General features: G+C 72.5%; 12 protein-coding genes. 6 read left to right on the top strand and 6 right to left on the bottom strand.

The window, feature by feature from the left end; genetic code table 11:
- Positions 1 to 10 precede the first annotated feature (10 nt).
- Positions 11 to 1,660 carry a complex I subunit 4 family protein gene (locus ACOQFB_RS14820; RefSeq protein ID WP_421609746.1) on the top strand — a complete coding sequence of 550 codons (1,650 nt, stop codon included), beginning with the start codon at positions 11 to 13 and terminating at the stop codon, positions 1,658 to 1,660.
- Positions 1,661 to 1,676: 16 nt separating this feature from the next.
- Positions 1,677 to 3,227 (top strand): NADH-quinone oxidoreductase subunit N, encoded by a 1,551-nt coding sequence (locus ACOQFB_RS14825; protein WP_059437295.1) that lies wholly within the window; start codon positions 1,677 to 1,679, stop codon positions 3,225 to 3,227.
- A 235-nt stretch (positions 3,228 to 3,462) separates the two neighbouring features.
- On the opposite strand, the gene ACOQFB_RS14830 is transcribed toward ACOQFB_RS14825, so the two are convergent.
- Positions 3,463 to 4,314: a PHP domain-containing protein gene (locus tag ACOQFB_RS14830; protein WP_059437296.1), complete on the bottom strand. Its 852-nt coding sequence runs from the start codon at positions 4,312 to 4,314 to the stop codon at positions 3,463 to 3,465.
- Between the two features lie 101 nt (positions 4,315 to 4,415).
- Between ACOQFB_RS14830 and ACOQFB_RS14835 the strand changes: the two genes are divergently transcribed.
- The 3 genes from ACOQFB_RS14835 (at position 4,416) to clpX (ending at position 7,210) form a co-directional block, all read left to right on the top strand.
- Entirely contained in the window at positions 4,416 to 4,898 is a 483-nt protein-coding gene (locus ACOQFB_RS14835) for an RrF2 family transcriptional regulator (RefSeq protein ID WP_059437297.1), read from the top strand.
- 109 nt (positions 4,899 to 5,007) lie between these two features.
- A complete protein-coding gene (locus tag ACOQFB_RS14840) occupies positions 5,008 to 6,033 on the top strand; it encodes an agmatinase family protein (RefSeq protein ID WP_421609747.1) in 1,026 nt (341 codons plus the stop codon).
- A gap of 70 nt (positions 6,034 to 6,103) precedes the next feature.
- Positions 6,104 to 7,210 (top strand): ATP-dependent Clp protease ATP-binding subunit ClpX, encoded by a 1,107-nt coding sequence (gene clpX / locus ACOQFB_RS14845; protein WP_421609748.1) that lies wholly within the window; start codon positions 6,104 to 6,106, stop codon positions 7,208 to 7,210.
- A gap of 6 nt (positions 7,211 to 7,216) precedes the next feature.
- On the opposite strand, the gene ACOQFB_RS14850 is transcribed toward clpX, so the two are convergent.
- From ACOQFB_RS14850 to ACOQFB_RS14860, 3 genes are read right to left on the bottom strand one after another with little or no spacing between them, the layout of a single operon-like run.
- Complete coding sequence (locus ACOQFB_RS14850) at positions 7,217 to 7,723, bottom strand: CvpA family protein (RefSeq protein WP_059437300.1); 507 nt, start codon at positions 7,721 to 7,723, stop codon at positions 7,217 to 7,219.
- A gap of 2 nt (positions 7,724 to 7,725) precedes the next feature.
- Positions 7,726 to 8,289, bottom strand: coding sequence for a J domain-containing protein (locus tag ACOQFB_RS14855; RefSeq protein WP_059437301.1), 564 nt, complete (start codon positions 8,287 to 8,289; stop codon positions 7,726 to 7,728).
- Positions 8,290 to 8,325: 36 nt separating this feature from the next.
- On the bottom strand, positions 8,326 to 9,936 hold the full coding sequence (locus ACOQFB_RS14860; RefSeq protein ID WP_059437302.1) for an Hsp70 family protein: 1,611 nt from the start codon (positions 9,934 to 9,936) through the stop codon (positions 8,326 to 8,328).
- Between the two features lie 191 nt (positions 9,937 to 10,127).
- Between ACOQFB_RS14860 and ACOQFB_RS14865 the strand changes: the two genes are divergently transcribed.
- On the top strand, positions 10,128 to 10,973 hold the full coding sequence (locus ACOQFB_RS14865) for a class II glutamine amidotransferase (protein WP_421609749.1): 846 nt from the start codon (positions 10,128 to 10,130) through the stop codon (positions 10,971 to 10,973).
- A 14-nt stretch (positions 10,974 to 10,987) separates the two neighbouring features.
- On the opposite strand, the gene ACOQFB_RS14870 is transcribed toward ACOQFB_RS14865, so the two are convergent.
- Together ACOQFB_RS14870 and mrtX are read right to left on the bottom strand one after the other, a co-directional pair.
- A complete protein-coding gene (locus ACOQFB_RS14870) occupies positions 10,988 to 12,046 on the bottom strand; it encodes a deoxyguanosinetriphosphate triphosphohydrolase (protein ID WP_059437304.1) in 1,059 nt (352 codons plus the stop codon).
- 72 nt (positions 12,047 to 12,118) lie between these two features.
- A complete protein-coding gene (gene mrtX, locus ACOQFB_RS14875; protein ID WP_421609750.1) occupies positions 12,119 to 12,898 on the bottom strand; it encodes a myxosortase MrtX in 780 nt (259 codons plus the stop codon).
- Between the last annotated feature and the right edge of the window lie 73 nt (positions 12,899 to 12,971).

The following is a 12,971-nucleotide window of genomic DNA, read 5'->3' on the forward strand; positions in this document are numbered from 1 at the left end:
AGAGCGCGTCATGTTCACGCCAGGAAACGTCCTCAGCTGGGCCACCTTCTTCCCGGTCATCGGGTCGGCGCTCATCGTCGTCCTGCTGGCCGCGAAGTTCTTCCTCCGCCTCGACAAGAAGCTCGTCGACGACGGCTCCCGCTGGATCGCGCTCGTGACGAGCGCGCTCTCCTTCGCGGCCGCCATCGCCGCGTGGCGCATGTACGACCCGTCGGCCACGGGCGTGCAGCTGGTCCAGCACTTCACCTGGATCCGCGCCTTCAACATCGAGTTCTACTTCGGGGTCGACGGCATCTCGATCTCGATGGTGCTGCTGTCCGGCCTCATCTCCTTCATCGCCACCATCGCGTCGATGCCGTGGTGGTCGGGGAAGAAGGACGCCGAGATGGCCGGCATGGTGGACGACGGCCACGACGACCCGCACCACCCCAAGCACTTCTCGGTGCGGATGGTGCCGGGCTACATGGCCATGCTGCTGCTGCTGCAGACCGGCATGATGGGCACCTTCGTCGCCCTCGACATGTTCCTGTTCTACGTGTTCTGGGAGATCATGCTCCTGCCGATGTACTTCCTCATCGGCATCTGGGGCGGGCCGCGCAAGGAGTACGCGGCGATCAAGTTCTTCCTCTACACCCTGGCCGGCTCCGTGCTGATGCTCCTCGCGATCATCGGCATCTACTACAACAGCGCGCCGGCGCAGCTCGCCGACGGCTCCTGGTCGAGCGGCCACACCTTCAACCTCATCGAGCTCGCCAAGCAGGGCGCGGCCGGCCAGTTCCGCAACGCCGCCCCCATCCTCGGCTTCTCGTTCGCGAAGCTCGTCTTCATCGGCCTGTTCATCGGGTTCGCCATCAAGATCCCGATGTTCCCCTTCCACACCTGGTTGCCCGACGCGCACGTCGAGGCGCCCACGCCCATCTCCGTCATCCTGGCCGGCGTGCTCCTGAAGATGGGCATCTACGGCATCCTGCGCTTCAACTACGGGATCCTCCCCGACGCGACCGCCTGGGCGGCCGGCGCCATCGCGGTGTTCGGCGTCATCAACATCATCTACGCGGCGTTCGTCTGCCTCGCGCAGAAGGACCTGAAGAAGCTCATCGCGTACTCCTCGGTCTCGCACATGGGCTTCTCGCTGCTCGGCATGGCGGCGATGACGCCCCAGGGCATCTCGGGCGCGGTGCTGAACCTCTTCACCCACGGCATCATCAGCCCGATGCTGTTCCTCATCGTGGGCGTGATCTACGACCGCGCCCACCACCGCGAGATCGAGAAGTTCGGCGGCCTGGCGCAGGAGCTGCCCGAGTACAGCGCCATCATGGGCCTCGCGTTCTTCGCCTCGCTGGGCCTCCCCGGCCTGGCCGGCTTCATCTCCGAGTTCACGGTGTTCTCGGGCGCGTTCCCGGTGTTCACCACCTACACCATCATCTCGGCCACCAGCGTCATCCTGACCGCCGCGTACTACCTGTGGGCGATCCACCGGATGTTCCTGGGCAAGCTGAACCCGGTCTACAAGGGCTACCCGGACCTGAACTGGCGCGAGCGCATGGCGCTGTACCCGCTCGCCGTCATCTGCATCTACCTGGGCTTCTACCCGCAGGCGATCCTGGGCGTCATCAACCCGGCCCTGCACGCCCTCATCCAGAACATCAAGCCGCTGTAGGCCCGAGGGGCGACGCATGACGGACCTCATCCCACTGGTCGAAGAGAACCTGCGCTCCACCGCGTGGTTCCGCCCCGAGGCGGCCCTCACGGTGGGCGCGCTGGTCCTCTTCGTGCTGGACATCGCCTGGAAGAAGAGCGCGGCCCGCGTGGCCTGGCTGAGCGCGGCCTCGCTGGTGGTGTTCGCGGCGGCGGCGGCCCTGCTCGCGCAGCAGCCCGCCGACGCGCAGGCGCTCTTCAACGGCATGCTCGCGAACGACGCGTTCGCGATCTTCTTCAAGTGGCTGTTCCTGGGCGCCGGCGCGCTGACGGTGCTCATCACCGCGCAGGGCAAGGACTTCGACGCCTCGCGCGTGGGCCAGTTCTACGGCCTGCTCACCGCGGTCGTGCTCGGCATGTTCATGATGGCGAGCGCGACCGACCTGCTCATGATGTACATGTCGATCGAGCTCGTCTCGATCGTGAGCTACGTGCTCGCCGGCTTCCGCCGCGGGGACCGCAAGGCCGCCGAGGGCTCGCTGAAGTACGTCATCTACGGCGGCGTGGCCTCGGGCGTGATGCTGTTCGGCATGAGCTACCTGTACGGCCTCACCGGCACGACCAGCCTGCTCGAGCTCGGGCCGCGCATCCAGGCCATCCAGGCCTCGGGCCTGCCGCTCGCCGCCACCCGCATCGCGCTGGTCGTCGGCGCCGTCTTCGTCGCCGCGGGCCTCGGCTACAAGATCGCCGCGGTCCCGTTCCACATGTGGTGCCCGGACGTGTACGAGGGCGCGCCGACGCCGTTCACCGCGTTCCTGTCGGTGGGCCCGAAGGCGGCCGGCTTCGCGCTGGCGCTCCGCTTCTTCCTGTCCGCGTTCGCGGGCCCGGCCTCCCCCACCACCGGCCTGGCCGACGCGCTGGGCGGCATCCCGTGGCCGGCCGTGATCGGCGTGGTCTCCGCGGTCACCATGACGCTCGGCAACCTGAGCGCGCTCGCGCAGACCAACCTGAAGCGCCTGCTGGCGTACTCCTCCATCGCGCACGCCGGCTACACGCTCATGGGCCTCGCGACGGTCTCGGCCATGGGCGTGCAGTCGGTGATGATCTACATGCTCGTGTACCTGGTGATGAACCTGGGCGCGTTCCTGGTCGTCATCTGGGTGGCGGAGTCCACCGGCTCCGAGTCGATCCTCGACTACCGGGGCCTGTCGAAGCGGGCGCCGGTCGCGGCGGTCGCCTTCGCCATCTTCCTGTTCTCGCTCACCGGCATCCCGCCGTTCGCCGGGTTCGCGGGCAAGTGGTACCTGTTCTACGCCGTCTTCGAGCGGATCCCCGGCCCGGGCGGCAACTGGTACGCGCTGCTCGCGATCATCGCGGCGCTCAACACCGCGGTGTCGCTCTTCTATTACGTGCGGATCATCCGGGCGATGTTCATCGACGTGCCGTACGCCGAGCCCGCGGCCATGCCGGCGAAGCCCGGCTACCAGCTCATCCTGGGCGCGTTCTCGGTCGCCATCCTGGTCTTCGGCATCTGGTGGGCGCCGATGATCGAGTGGACGCGCGCGTCGCTCACGCTGTTCCGGGGCTAGCGGGAACCCTCCCCCCGCCAAGCCCTCCCCGGGCCCGGCCAGCGCCCCCGCTGGTCGGGCCTTTTTATGTCGGGGCTGCGCCCCGCCCCACCCTGCTGCGCGGGGCCCGTGACCGCTCGCGCCCGCCTGCGCGGGCGCGCGAGCGGTCCCCGCGGGGAGGGGTTGCACCCCTCCCCAGCCTGCGGCTGGGGCCCCTCCCTGCTGGTGTCCTTCGCCTGCGCCCTCGCCCCGACGGCTACGGCCTCCGCGCCTCGAGGCGCGCGAGCTCGTGCTCGGGCATGCTCACGTCGCCGAGGTGGCGGTCGGGCGCGACCGCCTCGCCGTGGAAGTCCGAGCCGGCGGTGGGCACGAGGTCCAGCGCCTCGGCGATGCGCAGGTACTTCTCGCGCACCGAGGGGTTGTGATCGACGTGGTAGACCTCCAGCCCCTCCACGCCCGCCTGGCGGAGGCGCTCGAGGTCCCAGCGCTCCAGCTTCGAGACGCCGGGGTGCGCGACCGTGGTGGTGCCGCCGGCGGCCCGCACCAGGCGGACGGCCTCGTCGGCCTCGAGGCGGTAGCGCTGCACGTAGGCCGGCTTCCCCTCTCCGAGGTAGGCGTCGAAGGCCTCCTTCACGGTGGCCACCGCGCCCTGCTCGACCAGGGCCCGCGCGACGTGGGGGCGGCCGATGGTCTTGCCGCCGCTCCACTTCTCGATGTCCTCGACGCGCAGGCGCAGGCCCAGCGCGCCGAGCTTCTCCACGATGCGCTGCATGCGCTCGCGCCGGCGCAGCGCCAGGAAGTCCTCGAACGCGCGCAGGCGCGGGTGCGCGGGATCCACGAAGTGGCCGAGCAGGTGGATCTCGCGGCGCTCCAGGAACGCCGACAGCTCGATGCCCGGCACCAGCCGCAGCCCGAGCCGCGACGCCGCCGCGGCCGCGTCGTCCATCCCCGCCACGGTGTCGTGGTCGCAGAGCGCCCACACGCCCACGCCCGCCGCGCTCGCCCGCTCGGCTACCTCGGCGGCGGGATACTGGCCGTCCGACGCCTTGCTGTGGGAATGCAGGTCTATCTTTCCGTTGACGCCCTGACCGGCGGCCGGCTTGCCCATGAACTGTGCACCTCGGTCGTGATAGGATAGCCGCCTCTCCAGGTCGGCGCGCGCCCGGAAGGGAGAGGGGCCGGCGCGCGGAAAGGCGAAGGTTCAGCTCCATGCAGCACGTACTCCGGATCTCACGGAAGATCGACTACGGCCTCCGGGCCATGATCTATCTCGCGTCGATCCCGCAGGACTCGGTGGTCCCGTTCCGCGAGATCGCCCGGCAGATGGACGTGCCGGAGGACTTCCTCGCCAAGATCCTGAAGACCCTGGTGGATACGGGCCTGGTCCGCTCGACCCGCGGCCCGCACGGCGGCTACGCGCTGGCGCGGATGCCGGCGGACATCAGCTTCCTCGACGTGATCGAGTCGGTGGAGGGCCCCGTGGCCCTCAACGTCTGCCTCGACGGCGAGGACGCCTGCGGCCACTCCACCGCGTGCACCATGGTGTCGGTGTGGCGCCTGGGCCAGGAGCGGATGCTCGACGTCTACCGTCAGGCCAAGCTCTCCGAGCTCGCCTTCAAGCCCGCCGACGACGGCCAGATCGGCCTGGTGCAGCTCCAGCTCCAGTCGTCCGCGCGACCGCCGGTGGTGTGAGCAGTTGAACGGGGCTGCGCCCCGCCCCGCGGACCCCGAGCCCGCCGAAGGGGCCGCGGGGCCGCGACCTCGCGCGCCCGCGGCTGCGGGCGCGCGTTAGACTCCCCCCATGACCTTCGATCCCTCCGCCGCCGCGCAGCCCGGCTCCGGCGTGTTCGGCCTCCCCCACTCCGAGCGCGACGCGGGCGTGGTGCTCGTCCCGGTGCCGTTCGAGGCCACCACCTCCTACGGCGGCGGCACCTCGCGCGGCCCCGAGGCGATCCTCGACGCGAGCCGGCAGGTGGACCTGTTCGACGTGGAGACCGGCCGCCCGTACGAGGCCGGCATCCACATGCTGCCGGTGCCGGAGGAGCTCGCGCGGCTCGATCGCGAGGCGCGCGCGGCCGCCGAGCCGGTGATCGCCGCCGGCGGCGTGGTGCCCGGCCGGGAAGACCTGGCCCGGGCGGCCGCCGAGGTGGACGAGGCCTGCGGGCGCGTCAACGCCTGGGTCGAGGAGCGCGTCGCCGGGCTGCTCGCCCGCGGCAAGGTCGTCGGCCTGGTGGGCGGCGACCACTCCACCGCGCTCGGCGCCATCGCCGCGCACGCGCGGCGCCACCCGGGCATGGGGCTCCTGCACGTGGACGCCCACGCCGACCTCCGCGTCGCGTTCGAGGGGTTCACCTACAGCCACGCCTCGGTGATCTACAACGCGGCCGAGCGGCTCCCGGAGCTGTCGCGGATCGTGCAGGTCGGGCTCCGCGACCTCTCCGAGGAGGAGCACGCCTACGCGGCCGCGTCGGGCGGGCGCATCGTGCAGCACCACGACGCGGCGCTGGCCCGCGCGCGCTTCGAGGGCGAGCCCTGGGCGGCGCAGGTCGCGCGCATCGTCGAGCCGCTCCCGCGCGAGGTGTACGTCACCTTCGACGTGGACGGGCTCGATCCCACGCTCTGCCCGCACACCGGCACGCCGGTGCCCGGCGGCCTGTCGTTCCAGGAGGCCGCGTACCTCGTCGGCGCGGTGGTGCGGAGCGGCCGGCGCGTCGTCGGCTTCGACGTGGTCGAGGTCTCCCCGGGCCCCGAGGGCGGCGACTGGGACGGCAACGTGGGCGCCCGCCTGCTCTACAAGCTGATCGGCTGGGCGCTGGCCGGGCGCTGAGCGGCGCCGCGTCCCGGCGCGCGCCCGGCGCGCCGTTGCCGCGCCGCCGCCCGGCCATACCGTTCAGGGTGTGAAGCCGCCGCTCCGCCTGGACGAGCCGCTCCCCGTCCTCACCCCCCGCGAGATCCACGCGCGGCTCTCGCAGTACGTCATCGGCCAGGAGCACGCGAAGCGCGCGCTGGCGGTCGCGGCCTACGGCCACGCGAAGCGCGTGGCCCTGCGGCGCGCCAGCCGCGAGGTGGCGCTGCAGAAGTCGAACGTCCTGCTCATCGGCCCGACCGGCTGCGGCAAGACCCACCTCGCGCGCCACCTGGCCCGCGTGCTCGAGGTCCCCTTCCACGTCGCCGACGCCACCGAGTTCACCGAGGCCGGCTACTACGGCAAGGACGTGGAGACCATGATCGGCGAGCTGCTGCTGCGCGCCAGCCACTCCATCGAGGAGGCGCAGCGCGGCATCGTGTTCGTGGACGAGGTGGACAAGATCGCCCGCCGCTCGCAGCCGGTCCGCGGCGGCGCGGGCCAGCGCGACATCGGCGGCGAGGGCGTGCAGCAGGCGCTCCTCAAGCTGCTGGAGGGGCGCGAGGTGCACGTGCCGCTCGGCCTGGGCGGGCCGCAGTGGGCGCGGCGCGACACCGTCCCGGTGGACACGACCGACATCCTGTTCGTCTGCGCCGGGACGTTCTCCGACCTGTTCGCCTACGGCGGCGACGGCCGCTCGCTCGGCTTCGGGGCGGCGCGGCCCGGGGCGACCGCGGCGCGCCGGCGGATCCGGCCGCGCGACCTGGTCGAGTACGGGATGCTCGCCGAGTTCCTGGGCCGGCTCCCGGTGGTGGTGCAGCTCGACGAGCTCGGGCCCGAGGCGCTGCTGGAGGTGCTCACCGGCCCGCCGGACGCGGTGCTCCGCCAGATGCGCGCGCTGCTCGCCGCGGACGGCGTGGAGCTGGACGTCACCGAGGGCGCGCTGCGCGAGCTGGTCGCGTTCGCGCGCGAGCGCGGCGCGGGCGCGCGCGGGCTCCGCGCGGTGGTGGAGGAGGCGCTGGCGGAGCTGCTCTTCGAGGCCCCGGAGCGGGGCGGCACGCGCGTGCTGCTCGACGCGGCGTGGGTGCGCGCGCGGCTCGAGGCGATCGGGCCGGGGATGCTCGCGGCGGAGGAACCGGAGCGGCTCGCCGGCGGGTGAGCCGCCTCAGCGGTGCAGCGCACGCTCCAGCGCGCGCGCCTGCTCCGGGTCGAGCCGCTCCAGCAGGTCGTGCGACCGCACCAGCGCGGCGAAGTCGCTGCCCCGCAGGTCGAGCCCGAGCGCCCGGGGCGCGCCGCCGGCCGCGAGCAGCAGCGCCGAGACCAGCACCCAGGCCGCCAGCGCGCCCTTCGCGCCCCCGAGCAGCGCCCCCAGCCCACGGTCGGCCGGGCCGCGCACCACCCCGGACACGCCGGTGGCGCGCAGCACGAACGCGCCCACCAGCGACACGAGCGCCCAGGTGCCGAGGAACAGGAGCGCCGGGGCGGCCGCGCGCGCCACCAGCCCCGGCATCCAGCGCTCGAGGCCGCCGGCCACCGCGCCGGCGAGCTGCCGCGCCGCGAGCCAGCCCAGCACCGCGCCGCCCAGCTCCACCAGCTGGCGCAGCGCGCCGCTCATCGCGCCGGCCACCGCGGCCAGCGCCAGCACCGCGAGCACGGCGAGGTCGAGCGTCACGCCTACTTGATCCGGTAGTCGCCCTTGGGGCGGAGCTTCTCGGCCTCGGCGGCGACCAGCGCGAGCTGCTCCTTGAAGCGGGCGTTGCCCGGCTCGTACATGAGCGCGCTCTTCAGCGCGCGCTCGGCCGCGTCCCAGCGCCCGGCCTGGATCTCGGTGAGCGCGGCCGCGTAGAACTTGCGGCCGTTCGGCGTCTGCCCGAGCTGCTCCTCCAGCTTGCGCTTCTGCTCCTCCTTCACCGCCGCCTCGTCGGCCTCGGTGAAGCGCAGCTTGCGCTCGCGGTCCGGCCCGGAGATGTCGGCCAGGTAGCGCGCGCGCTTGCGGTCGTCGCGCAGCACCGTGTACGCCTCGTTCACCCGGCGGTAGATGCGGCCCACCAGGTCGCGGACCTCGGCGCTCGGCACCGCCGCGTAGCGGTCCGGGTGGAAGGTGCGCGACTCGCGGTAGTAGGCGGCCTTGATCTCCGGCGGCGTGGCCGTGGCGGGGATCTTCAGCACGCCGTAGTAGTCGAGCTGGTCGAGCGCGGCCGCCAGCGTCTCCACCTCGATGAGGAACTGCGCGTCCATTCCGTCCCGTCCGTCGTCCGCGGGCCGCCCGGCCGGTCAGGCCGCGCGGGGGCCGCGCGCGAGCTCGATGCCCGCGTTGTCGTCGATGGCCTTGCGGAGGTCCTGCTCCGAGAGGCCGGAGGAGAGGCTGATGGTGGTCGAGGTCTTCTGCCCCGTCTCCAGGTCGGTGGCGGAGACGTTCACGATGCCGTTCGAGTCGATCTCGAAGGTCACCTGGATCTGCACCTCGCCGCGGTAGCCGATGCGGAACCCGGTGAACTCGAACTCGCCCAGCAGCTCGCAGCCGTCGGCGCGGTTCGACTCGCCCTGGTAGACGCGGATGCGCACCCGGTCCTGGCCGTCGCGGCTGGTGGTGAACGTCTTCGACTTCTCGATCGGGATGGGGGTGTTCTTCTCGATGATCTTCTCGGTGAACCCGCCCACCGTGCCGACCCGCAGCGAGAGCGGGGTCACGTCCAGCAGGTAGCTGGCCTGGCCGGCGGTCGCCGCGGTGGTGGAGAGCAGCGCGCGCGCCTGGATGGCGGCGCCGAGCGCGACCACCTCGTCCGGATCCACCCCGGTCATCGGGTCGCGCTGGAAGTAGTGGCGGACGCTGTTGCGGATGATGGGCAGCCGGGTGGGCCCGCCCACCAGGATGACCGCGTCGATGTCGCCGGCGGTGAGGCGCGCCGACTGCAGCGCCTCGTCGCACACCTTGAACGTGCGCTGCACCAGGTCCATCACCATCCGGTTGAACTGGTCCTGGGTGAGCTTCTGCGCGAGGTCGATGACCTCGCCCTCCGGCGACTGGCAGATGCCCGGCACCTGGATGGCGGCCACCCCGTCGCGCCCCACGTCGATCTTGGCGCGCTCGCCCGCCTCCTTCAGCATCTGGAGGCAGAACTTGTTCTGGCGGAGGTCGAGCCCGTGCTTCGCCAGGAAGTCGTCGGCGAGCCACGTCATGATCCGGTCGTCGAAGTCGTCGCCGCCGAGGTAGGTGTCGCCCGCGGTGGACAGCACCTCGAACACGTCCTTGCCGATCTCGAGGATCGACACGTCGAACGTGCCGCCGCCGAGGTCGTAGACGCAGATCTTCTGGTTGATGTCCCGGCCGAACCCGTAGGCGAGCGCCGCCGCGGTGGGCTCGTTGATGATGCGCAGCACCTCGAGCCCGGCGATGCGGCCGGCGTCCTTGGTGGCCTGGCGCTGGTTGTCGTTGAAGTAGGCGGGGCAGGTGACGACCGCCTTCTTCACCTCGCGCCCGAGCGCCGTCTCGGCGATGGCCTTCATCTCCTTCAGCACCAGCGCGGAGACCTCGGGCACCGAGAAGATCTTGTCGCGGACCCCGATGCGGACCGAGTTGTTCGGCCCCTCGACGATCCGGTACGGCATCACCGCCTGCGCCTTCTTCACCTCGTCGGAGAAGTAGAAGCGGCCGATGAGGCGCTTCGCCGAGTACACGGTGTTCTCGGCGTTGGTGATGATGTTCTTCTTCGCGTCGTTGCCGACCAGCACCGTGCCGTCGTCGAGGAACGACACCACCGACGCGTGCGTGCGCTCCCCCCATTCGTTGGGGAGCACGGCGGGCGGCGCCCCGTCGCCCTGGGCGGTGGCCACGCAGCTGTAGCTGGTTCCGAGATCGATACCGACGGCGATGTCGTCGCTCATGATGGTGCGGGGGCCCGGCGAGTAGGGCCAGCGGTTTCGCCGGGTTAGGGCATCCTAGCGGCGCGTTCGGGAAGGTGTCAAACGCCGCGCGCCGCCGGTGTGCGCACGGCCGGGCTGTCCACGTCGGAGCCGCGCGTTATTACTCTTGGGGTGGCGGCCCCCGCCACGCCGGACGACCAGGAAGGAGCGCCATGGGCGCGCTCGCAGCCATCCTCCAGAGCGATCCGAACCTCATGCGGTGCCAGCTCGCGCGGTTGCGGGCGAACGTGTCCCTGCAGGACGGGGACGTGCCGCCGGATGGCTACGGGTTCGGCTACTACCAGGCCGGCAGCGTCCTGCTCGGGAAGCGTCCCACCGGCGCGCCGTCGGCGCTCGCGCTGCCCGATCTGGTGGGTCGCGTGGACTCCGAGGCGGTGCTCGTCCACGCGCGCCGCGCCACGGTCGGGACGGCCAAGGACGAGAACACCCATCCGTTCCGGTTCCGCAGGTGGCTGTTCGCCCACGACGGCGCCATCGAGGGCTTCGAGCAGGTGAAGCCCAGGCTCCTCGAGGGCCTCCCCGAGTTCCTGCGGCGCAACATCGCCGGCGAGACCGACTCCGAGCACGCGTTCATGTGGTTCCTCAAGCTGCTCCGCGACGAGGGAGCGCTCGACGACCTCGACCTCGACGCGCAGGTGGCCGGGCGCGCCCTGGCGCGCACCGTCCGCCAGATCGAGGCGTGGTGCCGCGAGGTGGGCGAGCAGCGGCACTCGCGGCTGTGCTTCGTCGCGACCAACGGCCGCTCGCTGGTCGCCACCCGGCGCGGCGGGCCGCTGTTCTACGCGCTGCTCGAGGGCATCGTCCCTTGCGAGCTGGACGAGATCGGGCCGGACACGCCGGAGAGCGATCCGCGCGTCCGGCCGCACCGCCGCGTGAAGGCGGTCTGCTTCGCCTCGCGGCTCCTCGCGCCGAACGGCTTCATCGAGGTGCCGGAGGGGAGCGTCGTCTCGGTGAGCCGGACGCTCCAGGTGACGGTGTCCTCGCTGGCGAGCGCCTAGCGCCTCGCCGCCCCCTACAGCAGCGACCAGGGCCGGGGCACGAACAGCTCCTCCCAGGTCGCGAGCGCGAACCGGTCGGTCATCCCCGAGAGCCAGTCGGTGACGGCGCGCTCCAGCCCCTCACCGTCCCGCGGCACGACGCCGTGGCGGGTCGCCAGGCGCGCCGGGTCCTCCAGGCACCACTCCCACAGATCGCGCAGGATGCGCTGCGCCTTCACGAACTCGTCGTGGACGACCGGGTTCTCGTAGACGCGCGCGTACAGGAAGTCGCGGAGCGCCAGCAGCGCCTGGTGCACGTCCGGCGACATCTCGATGTGCCCGCCGCCGTCCACGTCCGACCGGCGGATCACGTCGTGGACCAGCGTGGCGAAGCGCTCGGAGCGCCCGCCGCCCAGCGTGCGGCGGATGTCGGCGGGCAGGTCGGACTCCGCGAACAGGCCGGCGCGCAGCGCGTCGTCGAGGTCGTGGTTCACGTAGGCCACGATGTCGGCGATGCGGACGATCTCCGCCTCGAGCGTGAGCGCCTTCTCGCCCGAGCCCTTGAGCAGCACGTTGCCCTTGCCCTTCGAGTGCCGGAGGATCCCGTCCCGCACCTCGGCGGTGAGGTTGAGGCCGCGGCCGTCCTTCTCCAGCACGTCCACCACCCGCACCGACTGCACCACGTGGTGGAAGCCGCCCGGCACCTCCTGGTTCAGCACCCGCTCGCCCGCGTGGCCGAACGGCGTGTGGCCGAGGTCGTGGCCCATCACCATCGCCTCGACCAGCATCTCGTTCAGCCGCAGCGCGCGGGCGATGGACCGCGCCACCTGCGCCACCTCGAGCGTGTGCGTGAGCCGGGTGCGGTAGTGGTCGCCGCGCGGCGCGAGGAACACCTGCGTCTTCCCCGCCAGCCGGCGGAACGCCTTGCAGTGCAGCAGCCGGTCGCGATCGCGCTGGAACGCGGGGCGCTCCGGATCCGGCTCCTCCGGGCGGGCGCGGCCGCGCGAGGCGGCGGAGCGCGCCGCCCGCGGGTGGAGCGTGCGCTCCTCCAGGTCCTCCAGCATCTCGCGGATGGTTCCCGTTCCCGATCCCATGCCGTGCCCCTCGCGCCGGCCGGTGCGGCCGCACCCCGGCGCTGCCCTACTTAGCGCCCGCCCCCCGGCCTGTCACCGGTAGAAGGAGGCCTCCAGCGTGGCCAGGAGCAGGTTCGACGCCGCGTGCACCAGCACCGGCGCGACCAGGCCGCCGGTGCGCGCCCGCAGCCAGCCGAAGAGCAGGCCGGGCAGCAGCGTGGCGAGCCGCCAGGGCTGGAGCGTGACGAGGTGCCCCGCCGCGAACAGGAGCTGGGTCCGCAGGAAGCCGGCGCCGAGGCGGGCGCCGAGCACGGTCCGCCCCTGCCCCGGCGCGGTGCGCGCCCACGACGTCTGCATCCACCCGCGGTAGAACAGCTCCTCCGGGAGCGCCACCACCAGCACCTGCACCGCGACCAGCCGCAGCGCGTGGTCCGGCAGGCGCGGCGCGAGGTGCGGCGCCCCGGCGTAGGGCGCGAGCGCGCGGGTGAGGCCCTCCGGCAGGCGGGGGAGCAGCTCCGCGTACGCCCAGAAGCCCGCCACGAACGGCGGGAACACCACCGCGCAGGCGAGGAGCGCCGCGAGCGTCCCGCGCCCGAGCGCGCGCCAGGTGCGCGGGTCGCGGGCGCCGTGCCAGGGCAGGCCGTACGCGTCCCATCCCTCGGCGCGCGCGCGCAGGCGCGCGTCGGGGAGCGCGATGAAGGCGAACGCCGCCACGCCGGCCAGGTTCGCGCCGAGCAGCCCGGTCGGCTCCACGACGGCCACCGCCTTCGCCAGCGCGATGGCGAGGATGGCCTTCGCCCACGTCGCCACCAGCGTCCGCGGCGGATCCGGCGGGGCGGGCGCGGCGCCGGCGGTCGGGAGCGGCTCGGGCACGCCGCCGGGATCGCACGGCCCCGCGGCGCGGTCAACCACCGGCACCGCGGATGTGCGCGGCGGACGGACCTGT

Source organism: Anaeromyxobacter sp. Red801 (genome assembly GCF_049201065.2).
GTDB lineage: Bacteria > Myxococcota > Myxococcia > Myxococcales > Anaeromyxobacteraceae > Anaeromyxobacter.